General features: G+C 39.4%; 22 protein-coding genes. 3 read left to right on the forward strand and 19 right to left on the reverse strand.

Annotated features, from left to right (window positions below; all coding sequences use genetic code 11):
- The first annotated feature begins 77 nt into the window (after nt 1–77).
- The gene (locus MHH88_RS14810) at nt 78–215 is read left to right on the forward strand and encodes a YqzM family protein (protein ID WP_024363084.1); all 138 of its coding nucleotides are present in this window, start codon (nt 78–80) and stop codon (nt 213–215) included.
- 32 nt (nt 216–247) lie between these two features.
- Here the strand turns inward: MHH88_RS14810 and MHH88_RS14815 are convergent, their stop codons facing one another.
- The 12 genes from MHH88_RS14815 to MHH88_RS14870 form a co-directional block, all read right to left on the reverse strand.
- On the reverse strand, nt 248–2,413 hold the full coding sequence (locus tag MHH88_RS14815) for a DNA internalization-related competence protein ComEC/Rec2 (protein ID WP_339259014.1): 2,166 nt from the start codon (nt 2,411–2,413) through the stop codon (nt 248–250).
- Between the two features lie 122 nt (nt 2,414–2,535).
- Nucleotides 2,536–3,105, reverse strand: coding sequence for a ComE operon protein 2 (locus MHH88_RS14820; protein ID WP_339259016.1), 570 nt, complete (start codon nt 3,103–3,105; stop codon nt 2,536–2,538).
- 120 nt (nt 3,106–3,225) lie between these two features.
- Entirely contained in the window at nt 3,226–3,864 is a 639-nt protein-coding gene (locus MHH88_RS14825; protein ID WP_339259018.1) for a helix-hairpin-helix domain-containing protein, read from the reverse strand.
- Nucleotides 3,865–4,097: 233 nt separating this feature from the next.
- A complete protein-coding gene (locus MHH88_RS14830; RefSeq protein ID WP_339259020.1) occupies nt 4,098–4,838 on the reverse strand; it encodes a class I SAM-dependent methyltransferase in 741 nt (246 codons plus the stop codon).
- Entirely contained in the window at nt 4,839–5,183 is a 345-nt protein-coding gene (gene rsfS / locus MHH88_RS14835; protein WP_024363089.1) for a ribosome silencing factor, read from the reverse strand. It lies immediately after the preceding gene.
- Nucleotides 5,180–5,752 (reverse strand): bis(5'-nucleosyl)-tetraphosphatase (symmetrical) YqeK, encoded by a 573-nt coding sequence (gene yqeK, locus MHH88_RS14840; RefSeq protein WP_339259022.1) that lies wholly within the window; start codon nt 5,750–5,752, stop codon nt 5,180–5,182. Before yqeK ends, rsfS begins: the two co-directional genes overlap by 4 nt.
- A complete protein-coding gene (locus tag MHH88_RS14845) occupies nt 5,721–6,311 on the reverse strand; it encodes a nicotinate-nucleotide adenylyltransferase (protein ID WP_069513410.1) in 591 nt (196 codons plus the stop codon). Before MHH88_RS14845 ends, yqeK begins: the two co-directional genes overlap by 32 nt.
- A 9-nt stretch (nt 6,312–6,320) precedes the next feature.
- Complete coding sequence (gene yhbY / locus MHH88_RS14850; RefSeq protein WP_069513408.1) at nt 6,321–6,623, reverse strand: ribosome assembly RNA-binding protein YhbY; 303 nt, start codon at nt 6,621–6,623, stop codon at nt 6,321–6,323.
- Nucleotides 6,624–6,628: 5 nt separating this feature from the next.
- Nucleotides 6,629–7,459 carry a shikimate dehydrogenase gene (gene aroE / locus MHH88_RS14855; RefSeq protein WP_103976180.1) on the reverse strand — a complete coding sequence of 277 codons (831 nt, stop codon included), beginning with the start codon at nt 7,457–7,459 and terminating at the stop codon, nt 6,629–6,631.
- Between the two features lie 33 nt (nt 7,460–7,492).
- Complete coding sequence (yqeH, locus tag MHH88_RS14860; RefSeq protein ID WP_024363094.1) at nt 7,493–8,596, reverse strand: ribosome biogenesis GTPase YqeH; 1,104 nt, start codon at nt 8,594–8,596, stop codon at nt 7,493–7,495.
- On the reverse strand, nt 8,593–9,117 hold the full coding sequence (locus MHH88_RS14865) for a YqeG family HAD IIIA-type phosphatase (RefSeq protein ID WP_231786343.1): 525 nt from the start codon (nt 9,115–9,117) through the stop codon (nt 8,593–8,595). The genes yqeH and MHH88_RS14865 overlap by 4 nt, the downstream gene beginning before the upstream one ends.
- A 33-nt stretch (nt 9,118–9,150) precedes the next feature.
- Nucleotides 9,151–9,933, reverse strand: coding sequence for a phosphatidylserine decarboxylase (locus MHH88_RS14870; protein WP_069513404.1), 783 nt, complete (start codon nt 9,931–9,933; stop codon nt 9,151–9,153).
- A gap of 136 nt (nt 9,934–10,069) precedes the next feature.
- Between MHH88_RS14870 and pssA the strand changes: the two genes are divergently transcribed.
- The gene (gene pssA, locus MHH88_RS14875) at nt 10,070–10,570 is read left to right on the forward strand and encodes a CDP-diacylglycerol--serine O-phosphatidyltransferase (protein WP_051147750.1); all 501 of its coding nucleotides are present in this window, start codon (nt 10,070–10,072) and stop codon (nt 10,568–10,570) included.
- Between the two features lie 86 nt (nt 10,571–10,656).
- Nucleotides 10,657–11,364 carry an RNA polymerase sporulation sigma factor SigK gene (gene sigK / locus MHH88_RS14880; RefSeq protein WP_024363098.1) on the forward strand — a complete coding sequence of 236 codons (708 nt, stop codon included), beginning with the start codon at nt 10,657–10,659 and terminating at the stop codon, nt 11,362–11,364.
- 406 nt (nt 11,365–11,770) lie between these two features.
- Here sigK and mtnN read toward each other — a convergent pair whose 3' ends face one another.
- The 7 genes from mtnN to MHH88_RS14915 all read right to left on the reverse strand — a co-directional run bounded on the left by mtnN (nt 11,771) and on the right by MHH88_RS14915 (nt 17,619).
- Nucleotides 11,771–12,463, reverse strand: a complete 693-nt coding sequence (mtnN, locus tag MHH88_RS14885; RefSeq protein WP_069513402.1) for a 5'-methylthioadenosine/S-adenosylhomocysteine nucleosidase — start codon at nt 12,461–12,463, stop codon at nt 11,771–11,773.
- 209 nt (nt 12,464–12,672) lie between these two features.
- Complete coding sequence (locus MHH88_RS14890) at nt 12,673–13,332, reverse strand: YrrS family protein (RefSeq protein WP_339259028.1); 660 nt, start codon at nt 13,330–13,332, stop codon at nt 12,673–12,675.
- Between the two features lie 109 nt (nt 13,333–13,441).
- The gene (greA, locus tag MHH88_RS14895; protein ID WP_024363102.1) at nt 13,442–13,930 is read right to left on the reverse strand and encodes a transcription elongation factor GreA; all 489 of its coding nucleotides are present in this window, start codon (nt 13,928–13,930) and stop codon (nt 13,442–13,444) included.
- Nucleotides 13,931–14,115: 185 nt separating this feature from the next.
- Nucleotides 14,116–14,754: a uridine kinase gene (udk, locus tag MHH88_RS14900; RefSeq protein ID WP_024363103.1), complete on the reverse strand. Its 639-nt coding sequence runs from the start codon at nt 14,752–14,754 to the stop codon at nt 14,116–14,118.
- Nucleotides 14,754–16,034 (reverse strand): U32 family peptidase, encoded by a 1,281-nt coding sequence (locus tag MHH88_RS14905; RefSeq protein ID WP_029747273.1) that lies wholly within the window; start codon nt 16,032–16,034, stop codon nt 14,754–14,756. The genes udk and MHH88_RS14905 overlap by 1 nt, the downstream gene beginning before the upstream one ends.
- Before the next feature lie 14 nt (nt 16,035–16,048).
- Nucleotides 16,049–16,981: a peptidase U32 family protein gene (locus MHH88_RS14910; RefSeq protein WP_339259030.1), complete on the reverse strand. Its 933-nt coding sequence runs from the start codon at nt 16,979–16,981 to the stop codon at nt 16,049–16,051.
- Nucleotides 16,982–16,986: 5 nt separating this feature from the next.
- Nucleotides 16,987–17,619: an O-methyltransferase gene (locus tag MHH88_RS14915; RefSeq protein ID WP_339259032.1), complete on the reverse strand. Its 633-nt coding sequence runs from the start codon at nt 17,617–17,619 to the stop codon at nt 16,987–16,989.
- Nucleotides 17,620–17,731 lie beyond the last annotated feature (112 nt).

Here is a 17,731-nt window from a genome sequence, read left to right on the forward strand (position 1 = left end):
ATTGGTAATTCGTATTTTCGATATAGCTTTTATGAAAATGATGTCTTATAATAAATAACAGAATTGGAGGGATGACAATGAATCCATTTGAAGGTAAAAATATACAATGCAAACGTAACGATGCTATTGATTCTGGCGTTGGTTTCGGCGTATCTTTTGGGGTTTTCACTATTATGTTTATCATCGCAGTAATAGTAGACTACGCAGCAATGTAAGCTACCTTTTATACCAATGTAAAAGACCTTGTTCAGATTTGGACAAGGTCTTTTTCAGTACGCACACCCCATCTATCTTTATGTGCGACCACTTCAATCGTACCATCTATCCCCGTTATCATCGTCGCTAATTCACGCCGTCGAAAACGTTCGACTACTATGTCATGCGGGTGATTGTAGCGATTATTTCGTCCTGCACTAAAAATGGTTAATGTAGGCTGTAGTAGCTCTACAAAAGGTTCAATGCTTGAAGTTTTACTACCGTGATGCCCCGCCTTTAAAAGCGTTATGTTTGCCAAATGTGGTCCATATTGATTTATTAACTGATGTTCACCAGCTTCCTCCAAATCGCCTGTTAACAATGCACGAAACGATTCCTGTTGTATAAATAACACAAGGGAATCATTATTGCCCTCATAATGTGTATCATCGGGTAATAAATAGTGAAAATTTGTCGACCCGACACGCCATGAAGTACCTTGCATTTTTTCTTTTACAGGAACTTTTTGTTTCGCCGCTTCCGCTAATAAGTCTTGCATCACTGGTTTATCGAGGGAGCTTGGTGTTACATGAATTTCCCGCATCCTAATCTCCTCTAGCACTTCTTCTGCTCCCTCTACATGGTCAGCATCTGGGTGTGTCAATATCATTATATCCACCTGTCGAATACCTTTTCCTTTTAAAAACGGTACAATAACCTGCCTACCAACCTCATAGGGGCGCTTTGGAGCCTTCCAATCCTCTTCCTTGAATCGAAGTACACCTCCAGCATCGACGACGTATACGGCCCTTCTAAACGGTAATTCGATGACTGTACAATCACCCTGCCCTACATTTAAAAATGTCAGCCTCGTTTCGTTATATAATTTAGGTGCAAGTTCGATGCAAAGAGCAGGTATTAAAAGCAGCATGACAACTTTCCCATAGCGTCTCGCTTCTAAAAAATACAAGCTACTAAGCACGCTAACAAACGCTAGGCATACTAGCCATAAAGCAGGTTTTCCAGGGGTCCATAGTTGTATCGGCAAAGCTTGTAAATATATGATGGCTTCCGAAAGCCAAGTGCGCAAAGGCTCATAAAATTTGAAAAATAGCTTAGCTAAAGGCATCGAGATGAATGAGATAATGAGCAGCATCAGATTTGTCGGTAAAATAACAATTGAAAATAATGGCACAAAAACAATATTTGCAATAAACGATGAGATTGATAATTCGTAAAAGTGATAAAGTAATAGTGGATAAGCCAATAATTGGCATACAAACGTGATTAACAAAGACTTTAACAACCAGTGCCTGCCTTGCAAGATTGCATTCGAGTATAAAAGACTAACTGTTGCTAGATAGGATAACTGAAAGCCCAGTTGAAATATTACCCCAGGCTCCAGTAAAACAAAGCCAATAAAACTAATAGCTAATGCGTCATCAACTGGCATCTGCCACCTCGCAAAACGCATTAACATCACCAGTTCTACAACCGAAACAGCTCGAACTACAGAAGGCGCTCCACCGGCTAGCACACCGTACATAGGCAACACAATCAGTAGGATAATTGTCGCTATTTCTTTTCGTATACCTACTCGTAGCATTCCTTCATAAAACAACCATGAAACGAGTGCGACATGTAAGCCAGAAATGGCAAATAAATGCGTAATGCCTAGCTTCTGATATGCTCTTTGAAGCTCATCGTCTACATGATCCCGTAAACCAATTAGCAACGCCTGTGCCTCTGCTACAAGGGATGCAGGAAAAGCAGTTTCAATATGCTTTTTCAGGTGAAATCTGTACTTAGCAAGCACTATGCCTAAAGATTTCTCTTTTGCTATCAACGACCAGCTCTTGACTTCAAAAATGCCTCTTGCGCCTTTGCTCACTAAATATTTATCAAAAGACAAAGCGTAAGCATGTGCTGGTGGATTCGGTGCTACCAGTTCGCCCTCAACGACATAGGTAAAACCTGTAATAGATGTCGTTTCATAAAAATGTTTTTCTAGCTCTGAAGACAATGTATACATCACATAGAGTGTTTCACCTGTCTCTGTTTTTGCAAACCCACTAAGCCGTTGCCCATTAATTTTATAGTCGCTCGTCCATGTTAATTGAAAAGTTGACGGTAAAGGGGAAGGTTCCGTCAATCGAATGGTGGAAAGATAGAAGAAAAAAAGAAGTCCAACACCTATAACGAGTGTTGGTATCAGCATTGCCTCACCTTTAAAAATAAGCCATGATGCTAATAATAGAACACAAACAAGTAGCCAAGCTGACTTGTGTGCCGCAAGCGAAGCAACAAGTACAGCTAGTGCTACATAAATCCATTTATGCTTTATTGTATTTTGCCAAATAATGCACTCACCTTCTGTTCATAAGGGAGCAATTTTTCTGCTGGCATGCCGCTTTCACGTAATGCATTGAGCATATCTATGTACAAGGCTAATTTTTCATTTCTTAAAAAATCAATTTTGCGCTCATCAAAGGGTACATGTAACACTTCTACACCTGCTTTTTTAAATAACTCTTGAGCGTATGGATTATTTTTATAATCCGTTGCATAATAGACACGTTCAATTCCTGCTTGAATAATAGACTTCGTACATGGCAAACAAGGGAAATGTGTCACATACAAATCTGCTCCTTTTGTCGGTGTACCGTACTTGGCGCATTGTAAAAGTGCATTCATCTCTGCATGCACCGTACGCACACAATGGTTATCAACAACATAGCAACCCTCTTCAATACAATGTTCATCACCTGTAATTGAACCGTTATAGCCTCCTGCTATAATCCGTTTATCACGCACAACTGTTGCGCCTACTGCCAGTCTTGTACAAGTACTACGTAACGCGAGTAAATGGCTTTGTGCCATGAAAAATTGATCCCAAGTAATACGCTCCATATGACTACCTCCTAAATTTACTTACATTATCAACGAACTGTGCTATATACCACAGTCACTTTTCTACTCTAGTGTAGCCCTTTTAGAAAAGGGTCGTCAACTTCACATTATTTTGTAAAATTAGTTAACCGTAATGGCATCTTTAAACTTTTCAAATGTTTTTTCTCCGATACCTGCCACCTTTTTTACATCTTCTATTGTTTGGAAACGTCCATGTTCCTCACGGTAGGCAATAATACTTTGCGCCTTAGAAGGACCTATCCCAACTAATGTTGCCAGCTCTGTATGATCTGCCTTATTGACATTGATTTTATTATTCGTTGTCAGATTGCTTTCATTTGCTGTGGCAATGTTGAAACTGGACATTACGTCATCAAGTTTTTCACCTTTTACAGGAATATAAATAACCATTTCATCCTGCACCTTTTGCGCATGGTTAATGTGCCGTGTATCAGCGTCCTCACTATAGCCGCCTGCAAGCTGGACTGCATCTATCATTCGTTGATCTGGCTTAAGTGCATAGACACCTGGATGCAATACAGCACCCTTTATATCAATAAGCACCTGCTGTACGACCGCTTCTTCAACAGGTTCTTCTATTATTGCTAGCTGTTCTGTCGGTTGGATTGTTTCGATGAGCTCTTCTTGGGGAGGTGAAGAGTCAAAATTCGAGAAAAAGAAGTAACAAAGTCCACTGATTACTAGTATGCTGGGGAGCAACACACTTTTCTTATACTTTTGCCATAAAGATTGGATCATATAAACCATCCTTTCTATGCAAAAGGTAATCATATGGAGTCTGTTTTAATCATATACTATCGTTCTACTGAAGAAAAGTAGATTGATGCTATCTATCCAAATCTAAATTGTTCTAGCCATATATTTTCAAAAACTCATATTTAATCAAAAAAAAGTTCGGTATAATACCGAACTTTTTTTGAGTATTGGCCTCCATCATCTTATCAAAATTTCAGGAGTACCTGTTGCAACTATCATTTCACCGCACGTATAAAAATGCGTTCACTTTCGTATTCCGGTGCTTCCTCTGTAAAATCTGCTGTTACTTCTATATCCGTAAAGCCAATCTCACGAAGCCATGTCATATAGTGTTCAATAGCAAATGTGCGTTGGAAATGCTCCTCATCAAAACGTTCATACAGATCACTTCCAGCATCTCGAACATAAAACGTCATTTGATGGACAATCGAATGTTCATAGTCCCCAGGCTCTGTATGCCATACGTAACTAATATCTCCATCATCATACGTAAATGGTCCATCTAAAAAGATTTCATCCATTTTAAATAATGAATGGACATCAAAGAACAGTTGACCACCTGGTCGTAACGTATGAAAAATACGCTCTAGCGTCGAATAAACGTCTGCCTGTTCCACCACATAGTTCAGTGAATCAATGGCAATCGTGACAACATCCAGTGCCTCAAAACCGTCCAATTCATGCATCGACATACAGAACAGCGGCACTTGTAAACCCGCCTCTGCAAAACGCTCTGCGGCTATAGCAAGCATATCTTCTGACAAATCAATACCACTTACCTGATAACCAGCCTTTGCTAGCATCAGCCCAAGCACACCAGTGCCACAGCCAATATCTAAAAGCTTCGGGAATTGTTTGCTCGGCGCATGTTGCTCTACCCACTTCACATAACGATCATACGGAATATCCGTTTGGAGCTCATCGTATACATGGGCAAAACGTTCGTAGCTACTCACTTACGCCTCTGATACGTCTAATTGTGGTGCATCGCCCCATAGACGCTCTAAGTTATAGTAAGCACGCTCATCCTTGTGGAATATATGTGCTACAACATCACCAAGGTCTACTAAAATCCAGCGTGCGCCATCGAAGCCTTCAACACGACGAATTTCGTGTCCCTCTTTTACCGCTACCTCTTGTAATTCACGTGCAATCGCTTGTACTTGGCGATCTGAATTCCCGTGTGCAATGATGAAGTAATCTGCTAAAAGTGAAATACCTTGCATATTTAAAACGACAATATCCTCACCATGTTTGTCGTCGATTGCTTTGTAAGCTGCTTGTAATAAAGTTGAAGTCATCCTTCACTGTCCTCTCTTTTCATCATATCGTTATAACATGCTATAGATAATGGATAAATGGCCTGTTTACTATCGATTAAAAACGCCAATGTATGACGTATGCAGGCACTCATAGCCTTATCCAAATTTTTATGCGCTTTTTTTCGCAGACGTTCTACACCATCAAATTTTCGATTTGGTTCAATCATATCTGCAACAAAAATTATTTTTTCTAAATTGCTCATTGCTTCACGTCCTGTCGTATGGAAACGGATTGCATTTAATATCTCTTCATCCGTTATGCCGAATTCACTTTCAGCAATATACGCACCAACAGGCCCATGTAGTAGTTCACTGCCCCAGCCAATCAGTTGTTGATCTAACTGTTGCGCTTTCACGATTTCCTCCATCCATTCGATATCTGCATACTTTGCAATATCATGAAGAATAGCAGCTGTTTCAGCTTTGCTCTCGTTTTCACCATAGATTTTTGCTAATTGTATGGCTGTTTCCATTACACCAAGTGTATGGATATAGCGTTTCTCAGGCATGCGAGGTTTAATCGCTGCTAAATACTGTTCGCGTTCCATAAAGACCTTCCTCTCGTATAAACGTCTCTACCGCTTCTGGCAGTAAAAAGGTTACCGTTCTACCAGTAGCAAGGCGCTCACGAATCAGTGTCGACGATAAATCGATTTGCGGTACTTCCACCATTAATACAGGATACTCCGTAAGCGCCTCTGTCTTTGGACGCTTTACGCCGACAAATTGAACAAGTTCCACTAGCTCATCAATACAATACCACGTATGGAGTGAATCAATCATATCGCCCCCAATAATAAAGTAAAACTTCACAGTAGGCTCCCTTTCACATAATGCAGCAAGTGTGTTATAGGAATAGGATACACCGCCCTTATCAACCTCATACGACTCAACACGAAAATGCGGATAAGGTTGAATGGCCCGCTTCACCATTTCTAGGCGTTTGTCATCACTCGCATCATGCGGAGCTTGTTTATGGGGTGGTAGAGCATTTGGCAAAAAACGTACCTCATCTAATTCCAATGCATGAAAGACTTCGTTTGCCATGATTAGATGTCCAATATGCGGTGGATTAAACGTACCTCCAAGTAAACCGACCTTTTTCATCGTTTCACCTTATTTCGCTGCTTTTGGTAACACAATTTTCTTGTTGTTACGTGATTCTTTATATAAAACAACTGTCAAGCCGATTAATTGAACAAGTTCAGCATGTGCACCTTTTGCAAGAGCCTCTGCCACTTCGTTTTTGTCCTCTTCACAGTTATCTAAAATACGTACTTTAATTAGTTCACGTACTTCTAATGCTTCACGAATTTGCTTTGTCATTTCGTCATTCACGCCGCCTTTTCCTACTTGGAAAATCGGTGTTAAATGATGTGCTTCTGCACGTAAAAAACGCTTTTGTTTACCTGTTAACATAAAAATTATTGTCCTCCTAATTGCGCCTTTAATCGCGCAATCATTGAATTTGTATTTGGATATTCATCGAGCCAGTGATGGAACGCAATCGCACCTTGATGTACGAACATTCCAAGACCAGTTACAACGGTCGCTCCTTTTTCCACAGCCGCTTGTAAAAAAGGCGTCATTAATGGATTATACACAATATCTGCAACAATTGCGCCTTTCGCTAGTCGATTCAATGAAAATGGCATCGAAAAGTCACCCGTTACTAGCCCAGCTGACGTCATTTGCACTAAAATACCAAAGTCAGCCAACGATTCCTCCGCTTGCGCTAAAGAAATCGCACGCCCTGTTCCGAGTTCATCAATCATTGCTTGTGCATTGGCAACTGTACGATTGGCGATTGTTAAATTCGTATATCCTTGTTGTTGCATGGCAAATGCGATGCCACGAGCTGCCCCGCCCGCTCCAATCAGAAGCACTGGCTTATCTTTATGTGACTTACCAACAGCTTCTTCTAATGAGCGCACAAAACCAAGCCCATCTGTATTGTATCCTTTTAACTTACCTTCTTTTGTTCGTACGACGGTGTTCACCGCACCCATTTTTTCTGCTAACTCATCTAGCTCGTCTAAATAAGGAATGATTGCTGTTTTATGCGGTATGGTCACATTCCATCCACTAGCACCTAATGTTTTTAAACCAGCAATTGCTGCCTCTAACTGATGCGATGGTACGTGTACTGGAATATAGGCTGCATCGATCGCCATTTCTTCAAACCAAACATTATGCATGGCTGGTGATTTTGAATGCTCAATCGGATCACCAATTACTGCAAACCACTTCTTCATGTCCTAGTTCCTCTTCTCTTCTTTTACTAATTATTAAATGAGCGATGGACGAATTGATACTTGTACACCTTTTGGTGCATAAGCAGCAATGACCACATTCGCATGCTGTACCGTAATCCAGCCAAGTCCTGAAAAAACTACATCTGTTTTTGCTTCTTTGATTGAAAACTCATGACGGACTAACTCTGGAAGCTTGTCGATAAAGTCTGCAGTCGGAGGTGCCAGTAACTCACCTTTATGCTCAGCATATAACGTATCAGCCTTTTCAAGCTTTGTACGGTGGATTGGCAAATCATTTGCCACATGGATTGTAAATGCTGAACGCTCCCCTTGAATAAAGTCAAATCGTGCAAGTGCACCAATAAATAAAGTTTGCCCTGCATTTTGCTGATACACTTTCGGCTTAATTTCTTTTTTGGGCATAATATACTTTAATTCGCTTGCATCAATATAATGTGCCATTTGATGGTGATTAATAATCCCAGGTGTGTCATATAATGCACTACCATCATCGAGTGGAATTTCAATCATGTCCAATGTAGTGCCAGGGAAATGCGAGGTAGTAATGACTTCTCCTTCACCCGTAGCTTGTTTAATAACGCGATTAATAAACGTGGATTTCCCAACATTTGTACAACCTACTACGTAAACGTTTTGGCCGTTGCGATATTGGTCTATCGCTTCCATTGCCTCAGCCATTCCTTGGCCTTTATGTGCACTAACTAACAGTACATCAATTGGTTGTAGACCAAGTGCTTTTGCCTCACGTTTGAGCCAGTTTATTACTTTTTTTGGCTTCACTGATTTTGGCAGTAAATCAGCTTTATTCGCTACTAATAGCACTGGATTTTTGCCAACGAAGCGATGAAGCCCTGGCAACCAGCTACCATTGAAGTCAAAAATATCAACGATTTTTACGATCAAGCCTTGCTGTGTTCCAAGGCCATTCAAAATACGTAGAAAATCGTCATCTGTTAATGACACAGGTTGAATTTCATTGTAATTTTTCAAACGGAAGCAACGTTGACAAATGACTACGTCTTTTTCTAGTGATGATGGGGGTGCATACCCTACTGCTGTTTTATCTTCTGTTTGAATTGTCGTACCACAGCCAATACAATTTGGCATTTCGTTCATTCTTGTTCCTCCCAAGTAATTATTCCTTTACGTTTTAAATCATTGAATACACGGCGCTCAACGAAACGATTAAATTTTGTTACGAGCCCATCGGATTGTGCAACTGGTTTTACTAACACAGTATGCAAACCTAAACGTTTGGCGCCCATCACATCTGTAAGTAACTGGTCTCCTACCATTACTACTTCATTAGGACGTAAGCCTAGTTGAATAACAGCACTGTAAAAGGCATTACGAAGTGGCTTTCTCGCCTTATGAATATACGGAATGTTAAGTGGCTCAGCAAAATGCTTTACACGTGCTTCTTTATTATTTGAAGCGATAATTACACGAATGCCAGATTCCTTCATAATACGTAGCCAGATAATTAGCTCTTCCGTTGCATCTGCACGGTCCCATTCCACAAGCGTATTATCTAAATCTGTAATAATTCCTTTAATGCCTAATTCTTGAAGCTTTTCTGGTGTTATTTCAAAAATGCTTGTCACAAATTCATCTGGTAATAAAAAATTATACAAAATAGCGACCCCTAATCTAAACGTATTATTCGACCATTATAGCATATTTGCAAAGGCTTCACCCATGCGAATTGGACTTCCTTGTACAACATTATCCGTAAATGTAATGGTATCTTTCTCAAATAGCATGACCACTGTCGAACCAAATGAAAAATAACCAACTTCATCTCCCTTTTGCCACTGGGCTGTTGTATTTGTTAACACAATGGAATTGACAAACGTAGCACCGACTTTAATAAATGCCACATGCTGGTCATTTGCCACTTTTAACTCGGTTACAAGACGATAGTTATGAGAAATTGGCTTTTTGCCATAAGTGAGTCCTAGTTGATTGACCGGGAAAGATGATTGTCCAAGTGTATATTGTCTTAACACTTCGCCATCAATCGGGCTATGGATTCGATGATAATCAGCAGGACTTAAATAAAATACGATAAAATGTCCATCGGCATATTGCGCAGCACGATCTTTATTCCCTAGTAAGTCCTGCAAAGCATAAGGTTTGCCCTTTACAAGAAAAGTCATATCCCATTCAATACGCCCAAAGGATTCCACTTTTGCATCCACTGGACTTGTAAAAACAGTAGGATTTTGGTCTATTGGTCGTGCATCTGTTAAAAGCTCTCTTGTAAAAAAATCATGTAAACTTGAAAATTGTTGTGGTTTTTTTGAAACTTCTTCAAGGTTAATATCGTATAGTTTCATATAGCTTGGAATTATTCGCTTACTCCACTTCGCTTTAGCAATAGTTTGTAAAAGCTGGGAAGATTGTTTACCATTCGTTAATTCTATTAAGCGTTGGTATAGTTTTTCTTTCATAAAGCAAAACCCCTATCCATTAAATTAGACTGTCAATTTTTTCTCATCCGAAGTATAATGGTACAATATCTTAAGTGCAAAGGAGTGATCCGCCTTGTTTTTTTATCACAAGTTGGTGGATACGACGGTTAAGAAAATGAAATCGCACGCAGCAAACTTCATCACAATTAGTAATATGTCCTTTGGTGGCGCGGCCATAATGGCCACTTTACATGAATATTATAGCTATAGCGTCTTGTTTATCTTTATTGCTGCTCTTCTCGATCGCTATGACGGGAAAGTGGCACGCGCGCTCGGACAAGTATCTGAGTTAGGTAAACAATTAGATTCTATGAGTGATATTATATCATTTGGTGTAGCACCTGCATTATTAATGTATGAAGTTGTCCTAGTTGATTTTGGTTTCGCGGGCATGATGATGACCGTTCTTTATATCGTCTGCGGTGCGATGCGATTAGCTCGCTTCAATATTAGTGAAGCAAACGGTTATTTTACTGGGCTCCCGATAACAGCTGCTGGTACGCTATTAACATTAACGTATTTTGCGTCGACTACGTTCCATCCAGCCTTTTATCTATTCCTATTACCGATTTTAGCTTTACTAATGATAAGTACATTCACGTTAAGAAAAGTGTAACAGCGTAATTGCTGTTGCACTTTTTTCATTGAACGACCTTTCTTAACATATACTGTCGAAAAATGGGGAAAGGATGAAATCATTCAATGAGCGGAATTTTTACTTCTATGTTGCAGTTATGGTTTGAAATCCCTGCGTTATTCGGTTATTTAAAAGGGCAAACATTCCATAAACCCTTTTCTAAAGAAGAGGAAGCTGCTTGTATTGAACGATTTTTAGGTGGTGATGAGCAAGCGCGTCTCGATTTAATTGAGCGCAATATGCGACTTGTTGCACATGTCGTAAAGAAATTCCATCCAAAACATGAACAACTCGATGATTATATTTCCATCGGAACAATCGGTCTAATGAAAGCTGTTGAAAGTTATACCCCCGATAAAAAGACGCGCCTTGCAACGTACGCCGCACGCTGTATTGAAAATGAAATTTTAATGCATTTAAGAACCCAGAAAAAAGTACAAAAAGATGTATCCTTATTTGAACCAATTGGCACAGACAAAGATGGCAATGCATTACAAATTCGCGACCTGCTACAATGCGATGAAGAAAGTGCAACCGAAAAAATCGAACATAAAGAGCATGTTGCCCAGTTGTACCATTATTTGCACATGCTCGATGAACGCGAGCTGGAAATTGTCACACTCCGCTATGGGCTAAATCAGCATGATGCACTGACACAAAAAGAGATCGCTGCCCGCTTAAATATTTCTCGTAGTTATGTATCTCGCATTGAAAAGCGAGCACTCATTAAACTCTATCAATTTTATAAAAGAGATCAAAAGTCTATTGAGTAATTTATTGTAATTTGTTATTGATAAAAATTCAATCTTGAAATAGCTGTACGTGTTTTATTGATGCTCTCCAAAACGGTTTTCATTAGCCGCTAAAACACTTTAGCGTGTCTAGCATCCCTTGAGGAGTCCGTTGTTTCCTCAAACAATAAAAAGCTCCTTTTTGACTTTAACAGCCACAAAGGAGCTTTCTATAACGTATTAATGCGTTGCTTCTGTAAGATCTGCCGAAATAAGCGTGCCGATTAACATTGTAATTATCACGACACCTGCTGTTAAAAATAGCATAATGGATACCTCCCATCGAACTATGAAGAGAATGAATTAATGCCATTGTAGCATTGAAGATTATTTACGACTGTGATTTTTCTCACTTTTTCACTGCTCACTTTGTCTATTACATGTAGATTTATAGAGCCGTAATTGCTTTTAATACAATTTGTGTTGAATGTTTTGCAGCGACTGGTAAGAACTCATCAAAGCTGATGTTTGATTCTTTGCCAGCAATATCAGATAGTGCACGAATAACAACGAAAGGTGTACCAAATTGATAGCATACTTGTGCAACAGCTGCCGCTTCCATTTCAACAGCTTTCATTTGAGGAAAATGCTGACGCACTGCTTCCACACGTACAGGGTCATTCATAAAGGCGTCACCAGAGCAAATTAAGCCAATACCGTATTGATGTTCACCAACTGCTTTTACAGCCTCTTCGGCAACTTTTATTAATTTTGCATCTGATTGGAAGGCAGCAGGCATACCTGCCATTTGGCCAATTTCATAACCGAAAATCGTAACATCTACATCATGATGACGTACTTCATTTGAAATAACCACAGCTCCAACTTCAAGTGCCTCATCATAGCCCCCAGCAGAACCTGTATTAATGACTACATCTGGTTTGAATTCATGTAATAAAATTGTTGTTGACATCGCCGCATTGACTTTACCAATACCGCTTTTTAATAGGACTACTTCTTTTCCTTCATATGTCCCTGTTGTGTATTCACTACCAGCAATTGTTGTACTAGTAGCACCTTCTAAAGATGCGCGTAATAACTCTACTTCCTCTTCCATTGCACCGATAACTGCGATTTTCATGAATTCATTACTCCCCTTCTTTTATCCAACTCTATTAAACAACAATGTGTCGGGTTTGACATTCATTTGTAACGCCCCCGCCACAAATCCCAAACATCCGTAGAACTTTTTCCATTACCTACTGCTAATGGCTCTGGTCAAAGAACATTGCACTATTGAGCTATGTTTTTACCCAATAGATTTAAAAATAATCAATACAGCAGTTTTCGTCAATAGGCACCTTCTAATGTATTCAACTGTTCTAGTTTTACAGGAAGCCAGCCTTCGTTATCAACCCATTCCATGCTGACACGATACTTTTCACTTTTGTCTTTTGTCGAAACCGTTGCAATGGCTTTATTGGCACCACCATTATTTTGCAAACGCCAAACAATCATATTGTCACTTGTAATGCCCGTAATGGCTGTCACTGTTGCAATTTTTTCTGCCCAATCTACAGATTGATCATCGTAGGATGAGACATGCTCTCCAGTTTGCGTTGTAGGCGTCGGTTTCCAGTTTTTATCTGTCACTACACGGTCAACAATTGGATCGTCGGACGTCGTTTCAACTGCCGTATTTTGTTCTGGTTGCTCTTCATCTTTCGTCTGGTCTTTATCTTTCGTCTGGTCTTCCTCTTGTGACTGTTCGTCGTTACTTGCGATGTCTTCCTCTTTTGAAGGCTCCTTCTCACTTTCATCGTTCTTTTGCTCTTGAGCTGGTTCCTCTTTAACAGTTTCTTGTGCGTCATCTTGCCACTTAAACACATACGTTGCCGTTATAACAATTAATATAATGACAATGCCAATTAAAATATTTAACATTTTATCTAGCTTTTTATTGTGAGATGGCTGCAAATGACGACTGCTTCGTGTTTGTCGTTCACCCATGAAGTCTCCCCCTCTCTAGCCAATATTTTATCAAGTTCCACACAACTTGCAAAATAAAAACAGTTAGCTCTTCTCTAGAAAGAAGAGCTAACTGCTTGTACATCTGTGATTATTTAATTGAAAGAATTTTCACTTTCATTTCACCACCAGGTGTTTGTACAACTACTTCTTCACCTTCTGCTTTTCCAAGTAAGCCTTTTGCAATTGGTGATTCATTTGAGATTCGGAATTCCATTGGATCAGCCTCTGCAGAACCAACGATCGTATAAGATTCTTCATCAGAAGATGGTTTACCGTTAATAATTTCTACGAATGTAACCGTTTTCCCAAGCGAAACTACACTGTTGTCCGTTTCATCTTCAGTAATAATTACTGCGTTACGAATCATTGATTTTAATGTAGAAATACGTCCTTCTAAAAAGGCTTGCTCTTCTTTTGCTGAGTCATACTCGGCATTTTCAGAAAGGTCTCCGAAGTCACGTGCAATTTTAATACGCTCTACAATTTCTTTACGCGTTTCTGTTTCTAATTTCACTAATTCTTCTTCTAATTTTCTTTTACCCTCGGCAGTCATTGGGTACTGTTTTTCATTTGACAAAGTACTTCACTCCTTATTTCTTCAATATAAAAACATAAAACTCGACCAAATGCTTTAAAAATGCATTTAATCGAATTTTATTATTTTTAATCCATTTCAAAATACGCTTTGACCTAATAGTATGCATGCCTTACAAAAATATGCTTCATAAAGCATGTAAATATTGTCAATACCACTCTATCTTATTACAATACGTTGTCAGTTTCAAGAATAGTTTTAATTTTCGTTACCATCAAATCAATCGCTACGCCATTCTCTCCACCTTCAGGAATAATAATATCAGCATAACGTTTAGTCGGTTCTATAAACATATTATGCATTGGTCGTACTGCAGATAGATACTGGTCAATTACAGAATCTGTTGTACGTCCACGCTCTTTAATATCACGTAGAATACGACGAATAATACGTAAATCCGGATCCGTATCAACAAATAATTTGATGTCCATTAAACCACGTAAGTCTGCATCCTCTAATACTAAAATTCCTTCTAGTATAATAACATCTACTGGCTCTACATGGATCACTTCTTTGGCACGTGTATGCTGTACATAGTCATAAACCGGCTTATCGATTGGCTGACGCTTTAATAATTTTTTTATATGCTCAATCAATAAATCATTATCAAACGCTAGTGGATGGTCATAATTCGTTCCTAATCGTTCTTCAAATGTTAAATGACTTTGATCTTTATAGTAGTAATCTTGTTCAATTACTACGACAGAATGCTCACGGAAAACATCATAAATAGCACGGGTCACACTCGTTTTACCTGAGCATGAGCCACCAGCGATTCCGATGACAACTGGACGCTTGATTGCCATTAATTATTCTCCTTTCGCATCATGTTGTGCGGTTGAAGTGGTGTCTCACATTTAAACTTAACAATTTGCAAAGGATGACGTGCCGCATCTAAGCTATTGCCGTCCTCATCCCAAATTTCCCCCATTGTAATGCGGAAATTTTCGATTTCTGGCCCAAAAAATTCTACTTCATCACCTGGTTTAAAATAGTTACGTTGTTGCATCGTTACAATTTTTGTTTCAGGATCATGCTCTAAAATAAGCCCTGCAAATTCATAGGTTGTTTTACGACCATGAACGCCAAACATTTGCTCTTCATGACCTGGTGCATCATGGAAAAACGCCTCAGCAGTGTCACGATTTGCACATTTATCTAACTCTTCTAGCCATTCCCGTTTAATTTTAAAATTGTCAGGGTCTGCACAATACGCATCAATGACTTTACGATAGACAGAAACTACTGTTGCCACATAGTGAATTGATTTCATACGGCCTTCGACTTTTAATGAGTCAATGCCAAGCTCAATCATATGTGGAATCGCTTCAATTAACTTTAAATCTTTCGGACTCATCGCAAATGGTGCATGATTGTCATCGAAGAGCGCTTTTTCCTCGCCGTCTTCCAGCTCGTATAAATCATAATCCCAACGACAAGATTGGCAGCAACCACCACGGTTGGAGTCACGTGCTGTCATATGATTTGATAACACACAACGACCTGAATAGGCGATACACATTGCGCCATGAACGAATGCTTCAATTTCGATATCGACTTTTTCTTTCATTAGCTTCATTTCTTCGCCGCCAACTTCACGTGCTAAAACAACGCGGTGTAAGCCTTCTTCTTTCCAATACTGCACTGCTTTCCAGTTGGATAAAGATTGTTGTGTAGAAAGATGGATTTCTAGCTTCGGCGCAGCACTACGACATGTTTCGATAATAAGTGGGTCCGCTACAATAATGCCAGTAACGCCTGCTGATTCAATATCCTTTAAATATTGCTCTAAACCATCCATATTTTCATTATGAGCGAAAATATTCGTTGTCACGTAAATTTTTGCTCCATACTTATTTGCAAACTCTACACCTTCACGCATATCTTCGATAGAAAAATTATCTGCGTTTGAGCGAAGACCGAATTCTCGACCTCCGATAAATACTGCGTCTGCACCATAATGGACAGCTACTTTTAGTTTTTCTAAGCTACCTGCAGGGGCAAGTAGTTCAGGTTTTTTTGTAATGACGCGTTTACCGTTTATCATTTCACGGATTTTGTCATTTTGTTCTAATGCCAATGCCATGTTCTTGCCACCTCCTAGTAAACTGTTTCCTTGAAGATAAAGCCCGTATCGAGTGGTCGAATAGCAGGTTGAATTTCTTCAATTTTAGCCAGTAAATCATCTTTAATATCGTCATATGCATCTTCAGATTCGTCAAAATATGTGTCAATTGCTCGACGGTATGCTTCCGTAACTGTCACTACATATTCCGGCGTTTGTAAAACACCTTCAATTTTTAGCGCATCGATGTCTGCTTCAAATAACTCGCCAAGCTCATCAATAATGCACATATCATTTGGACTGAAAATATGTGTCCCATTTGCATCCTCATAAATTGGATATTTGTTGTTACGCTCATCATCATGAAGGAACATATTACGGTTTTCTTGACGATTTTCAATTGTCATTACTTTATCTTGATATAAGAAATAATGACCTAGTAATGGACGCTTCGATTGGAACATACAAGTCATGCCGTGAACTTGTACTTCCACTTCTACTTCTGCGTTTTCTTTAATTTCTATAACTTCATCTAATGAAAGCTCACGCGCTAGCACAGCACGTGTTGCACCACGTTTACCCCAATAATTCGCAGTAAACCAGTTGGTAGCCGTCGTTTCTGGATTCCAGTGCAACGGAATGGTTACACCTTGCTCGCGACGCACTATAATAACCGCAGGGTCGCCGTAAATTAAACGATCTACACCTATGCGTTGCATTTCTTTTAAGTAGTCACCTAATGCATCTAGTTTTTCGTTATGGAAAAGCGCATTCACTGCAACATACACCTTTTTGCCTGCTGCGTGTATTAGCTTCGTTGCTTCTTCTACTTCGCTCACTGAAAATTCACCTGCAAGACGAAGACCAAATTGTTGTTCCCCAATGACAAAAGCATCAGCTCCAGCTGTTAACAGTGCTTTTACATGGTCCACTGATTGCGGTGTAACAAGCAATTCAGGTTTTTTCATAGTCGTCACCTCTTCAAACATAATAATAAGCCATCCCCGACTGGTAAAAATGCACTTGTATAGTCAGGATGGTGCATAATCCAATCGGTAAAGTTTTTTAAATTCCGAATCATTGTGCGCTTGCGACGTGGTACGTCTTTTAAGTCCAAATCGGACAAGCCATGCATATACATATTATCGATATACAAGACGCCTCCCGAGTTGACAAGAGGGGCATATTTTTCGAAAAATCGTTGGTATTGTCCTTTTGCTGCATCAATAAAAACCGCATCAAAAGTTGTGTGAATTGCCTTATCGTCTACCTCTAAAGCATCTCCTTCAATAACGGTAATACGATTGGACACAGTCGATCTTGCAATATATGCTTTTGCACGAGCGACACGTTCTTCATCACGTTCGATCGTGACAATCTGCACATTTGGCAAAGCTTCTGCCATCCGTATTGCTGAGTAACCAATTGCCGTGCCAATTTCTAAAATTTTTGACGGATTTTGAATACGTAGCAACTGATTCAGTGCGTCTATTCCTGCTAACTGCATAATCGGTACATGATTTTCTTCCGCATATGCTTCCATTTCTAAAAGCAAGTCATTACGTGGTTGAATAAATGATTGTATATATGCATCCGATAATTCCATTGTAAAATTCACCCTCATTTAAAAGGAAACGAGCACTCCCGTTATCCAAACTTCATCATCACTTTGCTACAAAAAGAAAAAGACCAAACGTGATGTCTTGGTACTTTGCCAT

This window comes from Lysinibacillus sp. FSL K6-3209, from assembly GCF_037976175.1.
Taxonomy (GTDB): domain Bacteria; phylum Bacillota; class Bacilli; order Bacillales_A; family Planococcaceae; genus Lysinibacillus; species Lysinibacillus sphaericus_D.

Bases quoted from the DNA above. Each gene is read 5' to 3' on its own strand.
- MHH88_RS14810 (WP_024363084.1), top strand. From the start codon at position 78: ATGAATCCATTTGAAGGTAAAAATATACAATGCAAACGTAACGATGCT.
- MHH88_RS14815 (WP_339259014.1), bottom strand. From the start codon at position 2,413: ATGCTGATACCAACACTCGTTATAGGTGTTGGACTTCTTTTTTTCTTC.
- MHH88_RS14820 (WP_339259016.1), bottom strand. From the start codon at position 3,105: ATGGAGCGTATTACTTGGGATCAATTTTTCATGGCACAAAGCCATTTA.
- MHH88_RS14825 (WP_339259018.1), bottom strand. From the start codon at position 3,864: ATGATCCAATCTTTATGGCAAAAGTATAAGAAAAGTGTGTTGCTCCCC.
- rsfS (WP_024363089.1), bottom strand. From the start codon at position 5,183: ATGACTTCAACTTTATTACAAGCAGCTTACAAAGCAATCGACGACAAA.
- yqeK (WP_339259022.1), bottom strand. From the start codon at position 5,752: ATGGAACGCGAACAGTATTTAGCAGCGATTAAACCTCGCATGCCTGAG.
- MHH88_RS14845 (WP_069513410.1), bottom strand. From the start codon at position 6,311: ATGAAAAAGGTCGGTTTACTTGGAGGTACGTTTAATCCACCGCATATT.
- yhbY (WP_069513408.1), bottom strand. From the start codon at position 6,623: ATGTTAACAGGTAAACAAAAGCGTTTTTTACGTGCAGAAGCACATCAT.
- aroE (WP_103976180.1), bottom strand. From the start codon at position 7,459: ATGAAGAAGTGGTTTGCAGTAATTGGTGATCCGATTGAGCATTCAAAA.
- yqeH (WP_024363094.1), bottom strand. From the start codon at position 8,596: ATGAACGAAATGCCAAATTGTATTGGCTGTGGTACGACAATTCAAACA.
- MHH88_RS14870 (WP_069513404.1), bottom strand. From the start codon at position 9,933: ATGAAAGAAAAACTATACCAACGCTTAATAGAATTAACGAATGGTAAA.
- pssA (WP_051147750.1), top strand. From the start codon at position 10,070: ATGAAATCGCACGCAGCAAACTTCATCACAATTAGTAATATGTCCTTT.
- sigK (WP_024363098.1), top strand. From the start codon at position 10,657: ATGAGCGGAATTTTTACTTCTATGTTGCAGTTATGGTTTGAAATCCCT.
- mtnN (WP_069513402.1), bottom strand. From the start codon at position 12,463: ATGAAAATCGCAGTTATCGGTGCAATGGAAGAGGAAGTAGAGTTATTA.
- MHH88_RS14890 (WP_339259028.1), bottom strand. From the start codon at position 13,332: ATGGGTGAACGACAAACACGAAGCAGTCGTCATTTGCAGCCATCTCAC.
- udk (WP_024363103.1), bottom strand. From the start codon at position 14,754: ATGGCAATCAAGCGTCCAGTTGTCATCGGAATCGCTGGTGGCTCATGC.
- MHH88_RS14905 (WP_029747273.1), bottom strand. From the start codon at position 16,034: ATGGCATTGGCATTAGAACAAAATGACAAAATCCGTGAAATGATAAAC.
- MHH88_RS14910 (WP_339259030.1), bottom strand. From the start codon at position 16,981: ATGAAAAAACCTGAATTGCTTGTTACACCGCAATCAGTGGACCATGTA.
- MHH88_RS14915 (WP_339259032.1), bottom strand. From the start codon at position 17,619: ATGGAATTATCGGATGCATATATACAATCATTTATTCAACCACGTAAT.